The 16,677-nt window shown below is 29.0% G+C and carries 13 protein-coding genes, 7 tRNA genes and 1 riboswitch; of the genes, 19 read left to right on the top strand and 1 reads right to left on the bottom strand.

Annotation, left to right across the window (positions count from 1 at the left end; all coding sequences use genetic code 11):
* Window positions 1–9 precede the first annotated feature (9 nt).
* The 5 genes from murA to NG904_RS09850 all read left to right on the top strand — a co-directional run bounded on the left by murA (window position 10) and on the right by NG904_RS09850 (window position 4,788).
* Window positions 10–1,272, top strand: a complete 1,263-nt coding sequence (murA, locus tag NG904_RS09870) for a UDP-N-acetylglucosamine 1-carboxyvinyltransferase (protein WP_252231400.1) — start codon at window positions 10–12, stop codon at window positions 1,270–1,272.
* Window positions 1,273–1,393: 121 nt separating this feature from the next.
* On the top strand, window positions 1,394–2,431 hold the full coding sequence (gene spoIID, locus NG904_RS09865; protein ID WP_252216367.1) for a stage II sporulation protein D: 1,038 nt from the start codon (window positions 1,394–1,396) through the stop codon (window positions 2,429–2,431).
* Window positions 2,432–2,603: 172 nt separating this feature from the next.
* A complete protein-coding gene (locus tag NG904_RS09860) occupies window positions 2,604–3,329 on the top strand; it encodes a M23 family metallopeptidase (RefSeq protein WP_252216370.1) in 726 nt (241 codons plus the stop codon).
* A gap of 90 nt (window positions 3,330–3,419) precedes the next feature.
* Window positions 3,420–3,674, top strand: a complete 255-nt coding sequence (gene spoIIID / locus NG904_RS09855; protein ID WP_012423010.1) for a sporulation transcriptional regulator SpoIIID — start codon at window positions 3,420–3,422, stop codon at window positions 3,672–3,674.
* Window positions 3,675–3,753: 79 nt separating this feature from the next.
* Window positions 3,754–4,788 carry a rod shape-determining protein gene (locus tag NG904_RS09850; protein ID WP_252216373.1) on the top strand — a complete coding sequence of 345 codons (1,035 nt, stop codon included), beginning with the start codon at window positions 3,754–3,756 and terminating at the stop codon, window positions 4,786–4,788.
* Between the two features lie 41 nt (window positions 4,789–4,829).
* On the opposite strand, the gene yyaC is transcribed toward NG904_RS09850, so the two are convergent.
* The gene (yyaC, locus tag NG904_RS09845; protein ID WP_252216376.1) at window positions 4,830–5,351 is read right to left on the bottom strand and encodes a spore protease YyaC; all 522 of its coding nucleotides are present in this window, start codon (window positions 5,349–5,351) and stop codon (window positions 4,830–4,832) included.
* A gap of 112 nt (window positions 5,352–5,463) precedes the next feature.
* On the opposite strand from yyaC, the gene NG904_RS09840 reads away from it, so the two are divergent.
* The 14 genes from NG904_RS09840 (at window position 5,464) to secA (ending at window position 16,452) form a co-directional block, all read left to right on the top strand.
* A complete protein-coding gene (locus NG904_RS09840; protein ID WP_252216379.1) occupies window positions 5,464–5,871 on the top strand; it encodes a hypothetical protein in 408 nt (135 codons plus the stop codon).
* 162 nt (window positions 5,872–6,033) lie between these two features.
* Window positions 6,034–6,118: transfer RNA gene (locus NG904_RS09835), tRNA-Tyr, on the top strand.
* Window positions 6,119–6,124: 6 nt separating this feature from the next.
* Window positions 6,125–6,200, top strand: a tRNA-Val gene (locus NG904_RS09830).
* 21 nt (window positions 6,201–6,221) lie between these two features.
* A tRNA-Thr gene (locus tag NG904_RS09825) sits at window positions 6,222–6,296 on the top strand.
* 8 nt (window positions 6,297–6,304) lie between these two features.
* Window positions 6,305–6,389: transfer RNA gene (locus NG904_RS09820), tRNA-Tyr, on the top strand.
* A 7-nt stretch (window positions 6,390–6,396) separates the two neighbouring features.
* Window positions 6,397–6,472 (top strand) — tRNA-Val (locus NG904_RS09815).
* A gap of 20 nt (window positions 6,473–6,492) precedes the next feature.
* Window positions 6,493–6,567: transfer RNA gene (locus NG904_RS09810), tRNA-Thr, on the top strand.
* Between the two features lie 6 nt (window positions 6,568–6,573).
* Window positions 6,574–6,658, top strand: a tRNA-Tyr gene (locus NG904_RS09805).
* Window positions 6,659–7,104: 446 nt separating this feature from the next.
* Window positions 7,105–7,206, top strand: a riboswitch (SAM riboswitch).
* Window positions 7,207–7,327: 121 nt separating this feature from the next.
* On the top strand, window positions 7,328–8,503 hold the full coding sequence (gene metK / locus NG904_RS09800; RefSeq protein WP_252214394.1) for a methionine adenosyltransferase: 1,176 nt from the start codon (window positions 7,328–7,330) through the stop codon (window positions 8,501–8,503).
* 336 nt (window positions 8,504–8,839) lie between these two features.
* Window positions 8,840–11,059 (top strand): SF1B family DNA helicase RecD2, encoded by a 2,220-nt coding sequence (recD2, locus tag NG904_RS09795; RefSeq protein WP_252231398.1) that lies wholly within the window; start codon window positions 8,840–8,842, stop codon window positions 11,057–11,059.
* A 34-nt stretch (window positions 11,060–11,093) separates the two neighbouring features.
* Window positions 11,094–12,107 carry a hypothetical protein gene (locus tag NG904_RS09790; RefSeq protein ID WP_252214398.1) on the top strand — a complete coding sequence of 338 codons (1,014 nt, stop codon included), beginning with the start codon at window positions 11,094–11,096 and terminating at the stop codon, window positions 12,105–12,107.
* The gene (locus tag NG904_RS09785; RefSeq protein WP_252231396.1) at window positions 12,083–12,736 is read left to right on the top strand and encodes a ComF family protein; all 654 of its coding nucleotides are present in this window, start codon (window positions 12,083–12,085) and stop codon (window positions 12,734–12,736) included. Before NG904_RS09790 ends, NG904_RS09785 begins: the two co-directional genes overlap by 25 nt.
* Window positions 12,737–13,131: 395 nt before the next feature.
* Window positions 13,132–13,665, top strand: coding sequence for a ribosome hibernation-promoting factor, HPF/YfiA family (gene hpf / locus NG904_RS09780; RefSeq protein WP_252231394.1), 534 nt, complete (start codon window positions 13,132–13,134; stop codon window positions 13,663–13,665).
* Between the two features lie 276 nt (window positions 13,666–13,941).
* Entirely contained in the window at window positions 13,942–16,452 is a 2,511-nt protein-coding gene (gene secA, locus NG904_RS09775; protein WP_252231392.1) for a preprotein translocase subunit SecA, read from the top strand.
* The last annotated feature ends 225 nt before the right edge of the window (window positions 16,453–16,677 follow it).

The raw sequence follows: 16,677 nt of genomic DNA, 5'->3' as shown, positions 1-16,677 counted from the left end.
GAGGATAATATGGAAAAAATAATAGTTAAAGGTGTAAAAAAACTAGAAGGTGAAGTTGATATAAGTTGTGCTAAAAACTCAGTTTTACCTATAATTGCAGCTACTATATTATGTCCAGAAGATATTACTATAAACAACACACCTATGTTGGAAGATGTAGAAGTTATTTGTCAATTGTTATCTCAATTAAATTGTAATATTAGTTTTTCAAAAATAAATAATAAATTAAAAATTAATACTAAAAATTTAAATCCTGTTGATGCTAATACTGATCTTATTAGAAAAATGAGAGCATCATTTTTGATAATGGGTCCTATGTTATCAAGATTTGGATATTGTAAATTATCACTACCTGGTGGATGTAATATTGGAAGTAGACCTATAGATTTACATCTAAAAGGATTCAAAGCTCTTGGGGCTGATATTAATATTGGTCATGGCTTTGTTGAAGTTAAAGCTAAAAATTTAGTGGGAAATAGAATATATTTAGACTTTCCATCAGTAGGTGCAACTGAAAACATTTTAACAGCATCAATATTAGCAAATGGAACAACGATAATAGAAAATGCAGCAGAAGAACCTGAAATCGAAGATTTAGCAAGATTTTTAAATAGTATGGGAGCTAATATAGAAGGTGCAGGAAGAGGAAAGATAACTATACATGGAGTAAAAGAATTAAAAGGAATAAGTTATACCCCTATATACGATAGAATTGAAGCAGGAACATTTATGATAGCAGCAGGAATAACAAATAGTATTATAAAAATTAATGGAGTAAATGAAGATCACTTAAGACCTGTCATAGAAAAACTAAAAGAATGTGGAATTGAATTTAATAGATTAAAGAATGATTCAATTATAGTAGATGGTACAGGAGAAAAAAGACCAGTTGATATAAAAACATTACCATATCCAGGCTTTCCAACTGATATGCAAGCTCAAATGATGAGTTTATTATGTTTAACTAAAGGAACAAGTATTATAACTGAAACCATATTTGAAAATAGATTTATGCATGTTACAGAATTATTAAGAATGGGAGCTAATATAAAAATTGATGGAAGAACTGCTATAATTGATGGTGCACCTAAGCTAACTGGAGCTAAAGTAAAAGCAACAGATTTAAGAGCAGGAGCAGCAATGATATTAGCAGGATTAGCTGCAGAAGGAGAAACAGAAATAGCAGATATATATCATATAGATAGAGGATATGTTAATGTAGAAGAAAAATTTAGGAAGCTTGGTGCTGAAATCTATAGAATAGATGTATAAATAAAGGGTGAGAGTAAATTCTTACCCTTTAAAATTATATTTTATTTTATATATTTAATGGCTTAACATAATTCTTGATTTTGAGCATATATTTAGATGTAGGGTATGGGAGGAAAGAGTTATGAGGAGTAACAAATTTAATAAAGACATAAAGTTAATAATACTAATAACATTAATAATACTTATAATATTAATATTATCTCCAATAGTTTTTTTAAATTCTGATTTTAACATATTTAAACCATTTGAAATTAATAACAGTGTAGTGAAAGAAACATATAAAATAGAGCTGCCTAAAAATAAAAAGGTTAAATTATATAGAAAAGATAAAGACAAGCTTGATGAAATAGATATAGAAGAATATATTATTGGAGTAGTGGCAAGTGAAATGCCAGCTAATTTTGATGAAGATGCATTAAAAGCACAAGCTGTAGCTGCAAGAACTTATTATATAAACAAACTCAACAATCCTTGTAAAGAAGCCAGCGAGAGTGAAGGTGAAATATGTGATACGACTCATTGTCAAGTATATATGGACAAGAATGAGAGAATGAAAAAGTGGAGTGAAAAAGATGGTAATAAAAATTGGGATAAGATAAAAAAAGCAGTTAAAGATACAGAAGGCCAAGTACTTGTTTATGATGGAAAAGTGTTGGAATATCCACAATTTTTTGCAATTAGTTCAGGAAAAACAGAAAGTGCTAAAGATGTATTTTCAAATGATATACCATATTTAAAATCTACAGATAGTACAGGTGAAGAAATTGCTCCTAAATACAAAAGCTTTATAGAAGTTAATTTAGATGATTTCATAGATAAAATAAATAAAAATTATTCTAATTTAAATTTATCAAAAAATAATATAGGTTCTAGTATGAATATAGATTCATATACAGAGGGTGGAGCAGTAAAAGAATTAAAGATAGGTGATCAAATTATAAAGGGAACTGAATTTAGAAAATTATTTAATTTAAATTCCACAAATTTTAATTGGACAATAAAAGATAATATTATAAAAATATATTGTACTGGATATGGTCATGGAGTTGGAATGAGTCAGTGGGGGGCTAATGCTATGGCTAAAGATGGTAAAAAATATAATGAAATATTAACTCATTATTATGATGGGGTTGAAATAAAAAATATAACTTATAAATAATTTGAATTTATTGGAAAAATATAAATTCAAAATTAAATTATAAGAAAACAAGCTATATTATTAAAAATAAATAATATGGCTTGTTTTTTTATTTTTTAATTTATATATAAAAAAACAGTATTAGTGTATTAATTTCTACAAAAGGGAAATAATGAAAAAAGGAGGTGTTAATATGGACAAAAATTTTAAAGGAAAGTTTAGAGACTTATTAAGAAAGGAGAGCTTTTATATTGCTTTATTTCTATGCCTTTGCGTTATGGCTGCTGTAGGAACTGTTTCTTATAAAAGAATAAGTAACCAACATGAAGTTGCAAAGGTTCAACAACCAGAAAAAGAGCTAACTTTAAATATTAATGATAAAAGCGTTACAAATGAAATTCCAAATGCGGAGAGAGTAGAGAATACTGCAAAAGATGAACCTAAGGTAAATAAAGAAACTGCTTCTAAGGAAACTGCTAAAAGTGTTGCTTCAACAACAGTTAACTTATCAAATCCAATAGAGGGAAAAATAAGTAGAGGATATACTTATCCAGCACCAGTAAAAGTAGAAGATAATTTATACAGAACTATAAGAGGTGTAAATATAAGTTCTAAAATTGGAACAGAAGTTAAAGCAGCTGCAGATGGAATTGTTGATGTTGTAGAAAATGCAGGCGTTGAAGAGGGTACAGTAGTAGAAATTAAACATGCCAATGGATTAAAGACAAGGTATGGAAATCTTGATAAAAATGTTTCTGTAAAAGCTGGAGATAAAGTTACAGCCAATCAAGTAATCGCTAAGATTGGAGATACAGCTAAATTATATGATAAAGAAACATTTGGTGAATATTTAAATTTACAAGTAATTAATCCAAATGGAGAACAAGTAAATCCAGAAAAATATATTAAACTTAAATAAAAGTTTAAGGAAAAAATTCTTACTAAATGAATAACTCAATAATTATTATTGAGTTATTCTTAAAATATTATTTTAAGGAGGTTGTATAGTTTGAAGGATTATATAGAGGAAAGAGTGTTAGAAGTTGCTAAATATATTATAGATTCAAAAGCCACAATAAGAAAGACTGCAAAAGTTTTTGGGGTTAGTAAAAGTACTATTCACAAAGACATGACAGAAAGATTGCCTAAAATAAATCCTATAATAGCAGAAGAAACCCATACAATATTAGAATTAAATAAAGCTGAACGTCATATTAGAGGTGGAAAAGCTACAAAAATGAAGTATAAAGCTATTGAACGATAAACATAATAGGTTTATAATATAGAATTAGTAGAAAAATGTTATTAATGGTAAGAATATGCGATTTAGGAGTGAATGATGAATGTGGTTTTGGAGAACTGGGACAGACCTTGGAATTGATTTAGGTACAGCTACTGTGCTAGTTTATGTAAAAGGCAAAGGTGTAATATTAAAAGAACCATCTGTAGTAGCCATAAATAAAAATAATAATAAATTATTGGCTGTGGGTGAAGAAGCAAGAAGAATGATAGGTCGTACGCCTGGAAATATAGTTGCTGTTCGTCCATTGAGAGATGGGGTTATTTCAAATTATGATATAACAGAAAGAATGTTAAAAGAATTTATAAGAAAAGCGTGCGGAAAGAGAAATATTACAGCGCCTAAGGTTATGGTCTGTGTACCTTCTCAAGCTACAGAAGTTGAAAAAAGAGCTGTTATTGATGCAGCAAGAAATTCTGGAGCGAAAACAGTTCATTTAATTGAAGAACCATTGGCAGCAGCAATTGGTGCAGGCATTGATATAACAAAGCCTAATGGAAACATGGTTATAGATATAGGTGGAGGAACTTGTGATATAGCTGTTATTTCATTAGGTGGAATAGTTGAGAGATCTTCAATTAAGATTGCAGGAGACAAATTTACTGAAGCAATCATAAAATATGTAAGAAATAAATACAAAATAATGATTGGAGAAAAAACGGCTGAAGATTTAAAAATAGGTATAGGTTCAGCGTTTAAAGGTTCTAGAAGTTTAACTGCTAAGATGAAGGGAAGAAACCTAGTAACAGGATTGCCAGATGAGTTAGAAATAGGCACAGAAGAAATTAGAGAAGCATTAGAAGAATCTGTTGAATCTATAGTTGATGTAGTTAAGACAGTCTTAGAAAGAACTCCACCTGAATTAGCTGCAGATATAATAGAAAAAGGCATATTAATGACTGGTGGCGGTGCATTATTATATGGGCTTGATAAGCTCATAGAGTTTAGAACTGGTGTGGAAGTAACTATAGCTGAAAATGCTATTGAGTGCGTTGCTGAAGGAACAGGAGCAGTTTTAGGACAATTAGATAAGTTAGACAATGAATTAAATTCTCAAGAAATAGTTCTTATTGAATAAAAAGAATAAAATCATCCCAAAACTNNAGTTTTGGGATGATTTTATTTTTTTAGATTATATGCATCGATTAAAGCTTTTGATATTAATTTAGCCATGTCCATAACTAAAGAAAGTCTTATACTGTAAGAAGAAAATACTTCTGAATTATTAACAGTATCAACTATACCGATTATTGAAGCTATACCAACTTCAGGTAACTCTTTACCAACACCTTTTCCGGGATGTATAGCATAATCTCTAGTATGAATTTCTCCAATAGCATCTTTATTACCAAGGCATGCATCTACTCCTATTATTGGAGAATCAGGATGTTTTTCGTATATTTCTTCTAGTCGATCATCTATGTTTAAAGCGTGTATAGGACTTGAAAGTGTACCGTATACAGGTAATTCAAATGAGCTATCTTTTAAAATTGAGCCTACTAAAGGACCTAAACAATCACCAATACATTTATCAGTACCGATACAGACTATTATTGTTTTATTATTAAGATAATCTTTAATTGCTTCAGATATCTCAAAACAAGCATCTGTTGATTTATAATTTACTTTGTGTTTAGTCAAATGCAATACCCTCCCCTCTTAACATATATATATGATGGGATTTAATAAAAAATGTGGTTTAAAGTATAAAAAAAAACAAAGTGGAAAATATTAGAATGAGAGGTGAGCAATAATGAAGAGGATTTTAACTATCATATTTATGACTTTTGCATTATTAATGAATATTTACTTAATATTTTATTGGCAGCCTAAAGATGCTAAAGCAATAATTACTAGCAATAATGATAGTGTAAGTGTAATGTCATATTCAAGATCTATGTATACAGTTAATAAAAACACTGTAATGACGATATTATCTGAAGATGATAAAAAGGATTTAACAAGAATAGTATATAAATTATCAACAAGTGATATAGGAAAAGTTGAAGAAGCATTTAATTTAGAAGATGAAAATGAAGGGTTGATGAGAGCTTTTAAAGTTTTTCAAACAAGATTATCAACACAGGATTATATAAAGTTAAGAGGAATTTTTTCTAAATTTATAGATATAGAAGTATTAGATTTAAATTTAAAAAAATAATTAGAGTTATATACTAAACAGAAGTATTATAAAGTAAAATAAAGTAATATAAATATAATTTAAGTACATGAGTATATATAAGACTTGAAATATAATTGGATTGAATATATACTAGTCATTGTTGATTGGCAACAACACAACAAAACAAAAAACAAATATTTTGGAGGAATTCCCGAGTGGCCAAAGGGGGCAGACTGTAAATCTGTTACGTTACGTTTCGATGGTTCGAATCCATCTTCCTCCACCAATTAATGGGCGCATAGCTCAGCTGGGAGAGCATCTGCCTTACAAGCAGAGGGTCACAGGTTCGAGCCCTGTTGTGCCCACCATTAATTAAAAAGTAAATAAGTGCTGGCATGGCTCAACGGTAGAGCAGCTGACTTGTAATCAGCAGGTTGTAGGTTCGATTCCTATTGCCAGCTCCATAAAACTAGGAGGAATTCCCGAGTGGCCAAAGGGGGCAGACTGTAAATCTGTTACGTTACGTTTCGATGGTTCGAATCCATCTTCCTCCACCAATTTAATGGGCGCATAGCTCAGCTGGGAGAGCATCTGCCTTACAAGCAGAGGGTCACAGGTTCGAGCCCTGTTGTGCCCACCATTAATAAAAAGTAAATAAGTGCTGGCATGGCTCAACGGTAGAGCAGCTGACTTGTAATCAGCAGGTTGTAGGTTCGATTCCTATTGCCAGCTCCATAACGCGGAGGAATTCCCGAGTGGCCAAAGGGGGCAGACTGTAAATCTGTTACGTTACGTTTCGATGGTTCGAATCCATCTTCCTCCACCAAAGAGAATAAACATAGTTTATTCTCTTTTTTAATGTATAGGAAATTATAGAATTTTTGAAGATTGAAAGGCTGATGAAATCTAAGGTTATGGATATATTTTTCAATTGACAATGAACAATTGACAATTTAGGATGAAATCACAATGTGATTTCTAAATATATATTTTTTAAGAAAGCCAGCGGCTTTCAACCACAATTGTCCATTGTCAATTGTAAATTGTTCATTGAAGGGTGGCGTAGCCACTTTTGTTCTTATTTAATAGTCAGAAGTTATTGTAAGTATAGTTTATGTACATATTTAATTTTAAGATAAGGTTAAAAGACAGAGACTTTATAGGGAATAGAAAAAACTATTAACTTAGATAGTTTTATTAATTGCTAAAAATTATAGGTTGACTAAGTAAACATCATATGTTAGAATACGAATGAAAATTAAATTAAAGTTACTCTTATCGAGAGAGGTGGAGGGAAAGGGCCCTATGAAACCCGGCAACCTGTGTATACAAGGTGCCAATTCCTGTAGATAAATTGTATCTACAAGATAAGAAAAGGATTATTGAATTAGTACTCTTCTTATTGAAGAGTTTTTTTATTCTTTAGAAATTTATCAAAATCAAATATAAGTTTAAGAATTTATTATAATAAAGAGCAGAATGAAGGGAGAAAACAATGAGAAGATTATTTACATCAGAATCAGTTACAGAAGGGCATCCAGATAAAATGTGCGATCAAATTTCAGATGCTATTTTAGATGCTATTTTAACTAAGGATCCAAATGCGAGAGTTGCATGTGAAACATGTACTACTACAGGACTAGTTATGGTAATGGGAGAAATATCAACTAATTGTTATGTTGATATTCCTAAAGTTGTTAGAGAAACAGTTAGAGAAATTGGATATGATAGAGCAAAATATGGATTTGATTGTGACACTTGTTCAGTTATGACTACTATAGATGAACAATCAGCAGATATAGCAATGGGAGTTGATGAAGCTCTTGAATCTAAAAAAGGTCAAAAGGATGAGGTAGAAGCAGTAGGTGCTGGAGATCAAGGTATGATGTTTGGTTTCGCTACTAATGAAACAGATGCATACATGCCACTACCAATTTATATGGCTCATAAATTATCTAGAAGACTTACAGAAGTAAGAAAAGATGGAACTTTAGATTATTTAAGACCAGATGGAAAAACACAAGTTACTGTTGAATATGAAAACAACAAGCCTAAGAGAATAGATACAATAGTTATATCTACTCAACATGGTGAAGAAGTATCATTAGAAACAATAGAAAAAGATATAAAAGAACATGTAATAAACTCAGTAGTTCCAGCTGAATTATTAGATTCAGAAACTAGATACTTTATAAATCCAACTGGAAGATTCGTTGTAGGGGGTCCTCAAGGGGATTCAGGATTAACAGGAAGAAAAATAATAGTTGATACATACGGTGGATATGGAAGACACGGTGGTGGAGCATTCTCAGGCAAGGATTCAACAAAAGTTGATAGATCAGCAGCTTATGCAGCAAGATGGGTGGCTAAGAACTTAGTTGCAGCAGGTATTGCAGATAAATTAGAAATACAATTAGCTTATGCTATAGGGGTTGCAAAACCAGTTTCTATTGAAATTGAAACTTTTGGAACAGGTAAAATGCCAGAAGATAAGATTGTTGAAATAGTAGAAAAAGTATTTGATTTAAGACCAGGTGCTATAATAAGAGATTTAGATTTAAGAAAGCCTATATTTAAGCAAACTGCTGCTTATGGACATTTTGGAAGAACTGATCTTGATTTACCATGGGAAAGATTAAATAAATTAGAAGAAATAAAAAAATATATTTAGAAATCTAATGAATTTTATATAATTTATAAAGACTTATCTTACTTATTAAGTGTATTAATAGTAAGATAAGTTTTTTTATTCTTTAGGAATTTATATTATTAAAATATTTTAGCAAAGTGGTGATGTATTCATAAGTAAAGCTATATCGAATTTTAAAAAGATTCTTATTAAAACAACATATTATTTTTAAAGATCATGTCGATAATATAAACAGTATGTATTTAAATTTTTATAAATTTATTATTCATAGTATAATATTATAAACATTATTTTTAATAAAGATTAGATTAATAGAGTTTATAAAATAAATTTATTTTGATGATTTGGAGAGATTATATGGAAGTCATAGATGGCTTTGTTGAAAACATCGTATTTAAAAGTGAAGAAACTGGATATGTAGTTTGTAAAATAAGAACTGTTAAAAACTTAATAAATGCAGTTGGGACTATTCCATTTATAAAAGAGGGACAAAATGTAAAAATAAAAGGACATTGGACTGTGCATAAACAGTTTGGACAGCAATTCCAAATAGCTGAATTTGAAGAGGTATTACCAGATTCATTAGATGGAATAGAGAAATATTTAAGTGCAGGAATAATACATGGAATAGGTCCTGTTACAGCTAAAAAGATAATTGATAAGTTTGGTGAAGAAACTTTAGATATACTAGAAAATCATATAGAAAGATTAATGGAAATAGAAGGTATAGGAAAAAAGAAGTTCATGATAATATATGAATCTTATATGGAACAGAATGGATTAAAGGAAGTTATACTACATTTTCATAAGTATGGATTAAGTAATAATCAATGTATGAAAATATATAAAAAATTTGGACCATCATCTAACCAAATAGTTTCAGAAAACCCTTATATATTATCTGAAGAGATAGTTGGAATTGGATTTAAAACGGCAGATAGAATTGCTATGAATCTTGGTATAAGTGATAATTCAGAGTTTAGAATAAAAAGTGGTATAAAGCATGCTTTAAATCAGTTTTGTTTATTAGGGAATACATATATGCCAAAAGAAAAATTAATAGAAGATTGTGAAAAACTTTTATCCATTGAAAGAATATTAATAGAGGAGAATGTATACTCAATAGCTGCTTCCAAAAATATAATATTAGAAAAATTGGGAGAAGAAGAAGCTGTATATTTGCTCCCTTACTATTATTGTGAGTTAGGAGTTACGAATAAAATAATTACTTTGGGTATGCAAACAATACAAACTATTAATTCGGACTTGGATTTTGAAATAAATGTATTAGAAAAGGAATATAATATAAAGTTTGCTACATCTCAAAGAGAAGCTATACTTGGAGCTTTTAATAATGGGATTGAAATAATAACAGGTGGTCCTGGTACAGGAAAAACCACTATAATTAAATGTATAATTGATATATATGAAAAAAACGGCATGGATGTAATATTAGGTGCACCAACTGGAAGAGCTGCAAAAAGAATGACAGAATCAACAGGTCGTGAAGCAAAGACTATACACAGATTATTAGAAATAGGTGTATCAGAAGATGATTCTGTTTTTGGAAAAAGTGAATCATCGCCATTAGATACTGATGTCATAATTATAGATGAAGCTTCCATGATAGACATAATGCTTATGCATAATTTATTAAAAGCTGTTAATTTAGGTACTAGATTAATAATTGTTGGTGATGTTGATCAATTACCATCAGTGGGAGCTGGGAATGTATTAAAAGATTTAATAGAAAGTGAATATATTAAAGTTGTAAGGCTAAATGAAATATTTAGGCAAGAAACTGAAAGTTTAATAACAACTAATGCTCATAGAATAAATCAAGGTGAGGCACCTATATTAAATCAAAAGAATAAAGATTTTTTCTTTATTGGTGAAGAAAACTTAAACAAAACAGTTAATGTTATCATAGATTTAATAAATAGGAGACTTCCAAGTTTTAATAAGCAATGGGATAAGTTTAGAGATATGCAAGTTTTAAGTCCTATGAGAAAGGGAGTACTTGGAGTAAATAATTTAAATATAAATCTTCAAAAGGTATTTAATCCACCATCAAAAGACAAGAAAGAAAAGAAGATAAAAGAAATTATTTTTAGAGAAGGTGATAAAGTAATGCAAACTAAAAATAATTATTCTTTAAAATGGACTAGAATTAAAGGTGAGGGAGAATATGAAGGTGTTGGAGTATTTAATGGGGATTTAGGTTTTATACAAAGTATAGATGAAGAAAATAAAAGCTTTACTATAACATTCGATGATGAACGAAAAGTTATATATGACTTTATGTATTTAGATGAATTAGACCTAGCATATGCTACTACAATACATAAAAGTCAAGGTAGTGAATTTAAAGTTGTAATAATTCCCGTATTTATGGGAAGTCCTTTTTTGATGAATAGAAATCTTTTATATACTGGTATAACTAGAGCAAAAGAACTTGTTGTAGTTGTAGGTGTGAAAAGAGCTTTAATTTACATGGTTGGAAATACGAATATCATGGAGCGGTATTCTGGATTAAAATATAGAATTAAAGATATACTGACTAATGCAATAGAGTAGCATAATATTATAATTTATAAAAGGAGATTTTTAGATGGGCAAATATAATCAGCTTGATTATGAAGAATTGAATTATGCAATAGATAAAATAGCTCATTGGTATAAAAAGAACATAAAATTTTTAAATATAATTACAGTGCCTTTTAATACATCATATATATTTTCAGATATAATAAATGAAATTTCGATGCAAGGCGGAAAGATACTGTATATTTGGGGAAATAATAGAGAAAATAGAGAATTATTAACTCTATTAAGAGAAGTTAACTTAGAGATAACTTATTCGTATATTGAATGTGGTAAAGGAATTACTAATTTAACATTTGTAAATGAAAGAAATTTAGGTCTTATTAGAGGAAAATACGATTTAATTATATTTGATGATATAGGATATTTTTCAAATATTGATAATTTAAATCTAAGAAATAAAATGGATATTTGTTCTATTTTAAGTAACAAAATAATATTTTATGGAATAGAGAAAATAAGTTTAAATGGAGAATTTATTGAATTATCACCATATAATTATGAAAAACCATTTGTTGAACCTAGAATTTTAACAACAAGAATAAACTTAAACACAGATATACCGTATAATTTATATGAATATCTTAAATGGTTTGTAAATATGAGAAAGAAAGTTGCTATTTATACTCCAGATAAGGAAAGATTAAATTCGGTTTATGAATATTTTGAAACACAATTAATAATGAAAGGTGTAAAAGTTATAAAGGTATCTGAAGAAGAGGAATTTAAAAGATGTGGTAGAGTATTAAAATATAAAGATAAGGCAATATTTATAATAACTGATAAAGTTAAGGAGTTGAGTGAATATTGTCTTGTTAATGATGCGGTTATCTTATTTGCAGATGATATTAGGTACACGTACAAGAAACTCATGTATTTATGTGGAAAAATAGGACAAATAAATAAGGAGTTACCTGAAGTGTTATTAGTATCTAATAGTGTTTCAGAAGATATTGATAAAGCAAAAGAATTATCAAGAGAATTTAACAGAAAAATATGGGAAAAAAGATCAAAAAAATAATAAAAATTATATATGAAAGTGTAGTTTCAATAATATATCCAATTGAAAATTATTGTATATTATGTAATAGAAATGACTATACTGGAATATGTGATATTTGTAAGTCTAAAATTACATGTATTAAAAACAATGATAATGAGATAATAAGTTATGGGTATTATGGTGGAGTAATAAAAGAGCTTATACTTAAATTTAAGTATAAGAATAATTTTACAGCAGGGGATATCCTATCTGAATTTTTAGAAAAATATATTATCGATAATATAAATTATAAAGAATATATAATAACATATATACCTATGACTACTAAATCTCAAAAAAAGCGAGGTTTTAATCAATGTGAATATATTGCTAAAAAAATCGCTAGTTCGTTAAATATGGAATGTAAAAAAATGTTAATTAAAGTAAAAGACACAAAAGAACAAAAAATGTTAAATAAAAATGAAAGAAAAGAAAATATTAGTGGTTCTTTTGATATAATAAAGAAAATTGATTTAAATGATAAAAAAATAATACTTATTGATGACGTTACAACTACTGGTTTTACCATAAGAGAAGGATATAAAGTATTAAAAAAATATGGAGCAAAAGAAATAAAACTATTGACCTTAGCGAAAAGTCATATATAATATTAATGTAAAGCTAGGTTTGTGGTTGAAAGTCGATGCTAGTCGCAGGCAAAACGATCCACTTAAGTTAGACAAAATGTCTAATGAGCATGGTGCGGTATAGAAGTGAGTCCTGCCATTCATGAAGAGTGAGAGGGTTAGTAGTGAGGAATTAACTTTTAGTAGCAAAAGCTCCAGCAGGCGAGTGTGGGGGCAAAAACCAGGTCAACTAGCTTTACTTTTTTTATATGCTTATAAGTAATATTTTGTAATAAAAAGAATAAAATAGAAACTAAGAATTTTCTGTAAATTCTGAATATTACTCTTGTTAACTAGGAAAAAAAGTAGTAAAATATAATTAATAAATAAAATAAATTTTGTCTAAAAGGTTTTATACAGAGAGGGGCTGGATTTTTATGAAAGTAATAGTTATAGCAAAAAATATTGAGTTAACTAATGCATTGAGAGAAATGGTCGAAAAGAAAATTTCAAAGTTAGGAAAATATTTTAATTCTGATATAGAAGCCAAGGCTACTTTAAGCGTACAAAGAAATAGGCAAATAGTAGAAGTCATGATACCTTTTAATGGAGTCGTATTAAGAGGAGAAGAAGCTAATGAAGACATGTATAGAGCTATAGATTTAGTTGAGGAAAAGCTAGAAAGACAAATTAGAAAACAAAAAACTAAATTATCTAGAAAAAAGAATGGATCATTAAAGTTTGGAGAAATAGTAGATTTGTCTGCAGTTGCAGCTGATGAAGAAGAAGCCAAGCTAGTTAAAAGAAAGAGATTTGGTGTTAAACCTATGGATGTAGATGAAGCAATACTTCAAATGGAATTAGTAGGACATAATTTCTTTGTTTATCAAGATGTAGAAAGTAATAAAATAAATGTAATATATAAAAGAAAAGATGGCGATTATGGATTGTTAGATCCAGAATATAGATAAAACAAAAATTTGGAAATCCTCTAGTAATATGCTAGAGGATTTTTATTTTATGGTAATTTAAATGAAAAAAGCTAGATAAAATCTAGGTTTAAGGTAACTTTAATAAAAACGTATATATAATCCACATTATTCTTATGCTGGAAATTGATATTAAACAAAAAATTGTAAATTTTATTGAAAATAATTGATAGAGAATGTTATAATGATAGAATGTACGATTTGCAAGAAAGTAAATTACTTTTATTGACAAAATATGTAGTTTGAAAGGATGACATTATGGGATTATTAAGTGCCGTATTTGGAACATATAGTGAAAGAGAAGTAAAGAGAATTAGACCTATTGTCAGCAAAATAAATGAATTAGACGAAGCTATGCAAAAACTTTCAGATGATGAATTAAAAGCAAAGACTGTAGAGTTTAAAGAAAGACTTAACAATGGTGAAGCAATAGATGATATTTTACCAGAAGCATTTGCAGTAGTTAGAGAAGCGTCTAAAAGAGTATTAAATATGAAACATTATGATGAGCAACTTATTGGAGGAGTTGTTTTACATCAAGGTAGAATAGCTGAAATGAAGACCGGAGAAGGTAAAACATTAGTAGCAACTTTACCAGCATATTTAAACGGATTAACAGGCAAGGGTGTTCATATAATAACAGTTAATGATTATCTTGCAAAAAGAGATGCTGAACAAATGGGAGAATTATATGGCTTTTTGGGATTGACAACGGGTGTTATTGTTCATGAATTAACTAATGAACAAAGAAGAGAAGCATATAACTCAGATATAACTTATGGAACAAATAATGAATTTGGTTTTGATTATTTAAGAGATAATATGGTTATATACAAAGAAGAAAGAGTTCAAAGAAAATTGAACTTTACTATAGTAGATGAAGTTGACTCAATATTAATTGATGAAGCTAGAACTCCACTTATAATTTCTGGTCAAGGAGAAAAATCTACAGAATTTTACAAAGTAGCAGATTATTTTGTTAAAACATTAGTAAAAGAAAAAGATTATACAATAGATGAAAAAGCTAATGCAGTAATGCTAACTGATGAAGGATTCCATAAAGCAGAACAAACTTTTAAAGTAGAAAATTATGCAGATGCTGAAAATGTAGAATTACAACATTATGTTACTCAAGCATTGAAAGCTAACTATGCAATGAGAAGAGATAAAGATTACATGGTTAAAGATGGAGAAGTAATAATTGTTGATGAATTTACAGGAAGACTTATGGAAGGAAGACGATATTCGGATGGTCTTCACCAAGCAATAGAAGCTAAAGAAAATGTTAAGATTGCAAGAGAATCTAAGACATTAGCAACTATTACGTTCCAAAATTACTTCAGAATGTATGAAAAATTATCAGGAATGACAGGTACAGCATTAACAGAAGAAAATGAATTTAGAGAAATTTATGGATTAGATGTTATTGTTGTTCCAACTCATAAACCAGTTGTTAGAATAGATAATCCGGATTTAGTATTTAAAAGTGAAAAAGGAAAGATCATGGCTGTTGTTGATGAGATAGCAAAGGCGCATGAAGTAGGTCAACCAGTGCTAGTTGGTACTGTAAGTATTGAAAAATCAGAATTGATTTCAAGTATGCTTAAGAAAAAAGGCGTTCCACATCAAGTTTTAAATGCAAAATTCCATGAACAAGAAGCAGAAATAATAACTCATGCTGGAGAAAAAGGTATGGTTACTATAGCTACTAATATGGCTGGTAGAGGTACTGATATTAAGCTTGGAGATGGTGTTCTTGAAATTGGTGGACTTAAGATAATAGGTACTGAAAGACATGAATCAAGAAGAATAGATAACCAATTAAGAGGACGTTCTGGTAGACAAGGAGATAACGGTGAATCAACATTCTTTATTTCATTAGAAGATGATTTAATGAGAATTTTTGGATCAGAAAAAATTCAAGGTGTTGTTGAAAAACTTGGTCTTCAAGAAGATGAAGCAATAGAAAGTAAACTTGTTTCTAAGTCTATAGAAAATGCTCAAAAGAAAGTTGAAGGTAATAACTTTGATATAAGAAAAACATTATTAGGATATGATGATGTTATGAATAAACAAAGAGAAGTTATCTACAAACAAAGAGCAGAAGTTCTTGAAGGTGAAGATGTAAAAGAAGAAATATTACATATGTTAAGAGATGTAATGTCAGATGCAGTTGATGCTCATATTAAAGAAGATGCTGAAGATTATAGAGAAAGCTTCTTATTCTTAATATCATACTTAAATGACATATGTATACCAACAAATGAAGTGAATTTACCTGCACTTGCAGATATGTCAAAGGAAGAAATAGTAGATTATTTATATGATGTTGCAGTTAAAAGCTACGAAGATAAAGAAGCAGAATTTACATCAGAAAGATTAAGAGAAATAGAAAGAGTTGTTCTTTTAAGATCTGTTGATACAAAATGGATGGATCATATTAACAATATGGATAACTTAAAACAAGGTATTGGACTTAGAGCATTCAAACAAGTAGATCCTGTTCAAGCGTATCAAATGGAAGGTAGCGCTATGTTTGAAGAAATGATAGATTCTATTAAGAAGGAAACTGTAAAGATGTTATTCCATGTTAAAGTGGAAAGAGCACCTGAAAGAGTAAGAGTTGCACAAGAAACAGATGCTGTGCATGGAGATAAACCATCAGCTCCAGTAGGACCAGTTAGAAATCTTAATAAATTTGGAAGAAATGATGTATGTCCATGCGGAAGTGGAAAGAAATTTAAAAATTGTTGTGGTAGAGAAGCTTAAAAATAAATATTAAAATATTTATAAAGATAGTATAATAAATTCCGTAGAAGTTTCATAGTAAAATAATATTATGAAATTTGCTACGGAGTTTTTTAAATAACAATATTATTTTTATCAACTGTTAACACATAAAACCTGTGGATAAGTAAATGTAATTGTTTATAAGTAATATGGTGTTATTAAAAATAAAGGCTCTGTTTTAAATGAGTGTTGATATATGCAATA

It is taken from the genome of Clostridium sp. ZBS15, from assembly GCF_023845705.1.
Taxonomy (GTDB): domain Bacteria; phylum Bacillota; class Clostridia; order Clostridiales; family Clostridiaceae; genus Clostridium; species Clostridium aquiflavi.
The sequence above is the reverse complement of the archived record's forward strand: the minus strand, read 5'-3'. Positions and strand labels throughout refer to the sequence as shown.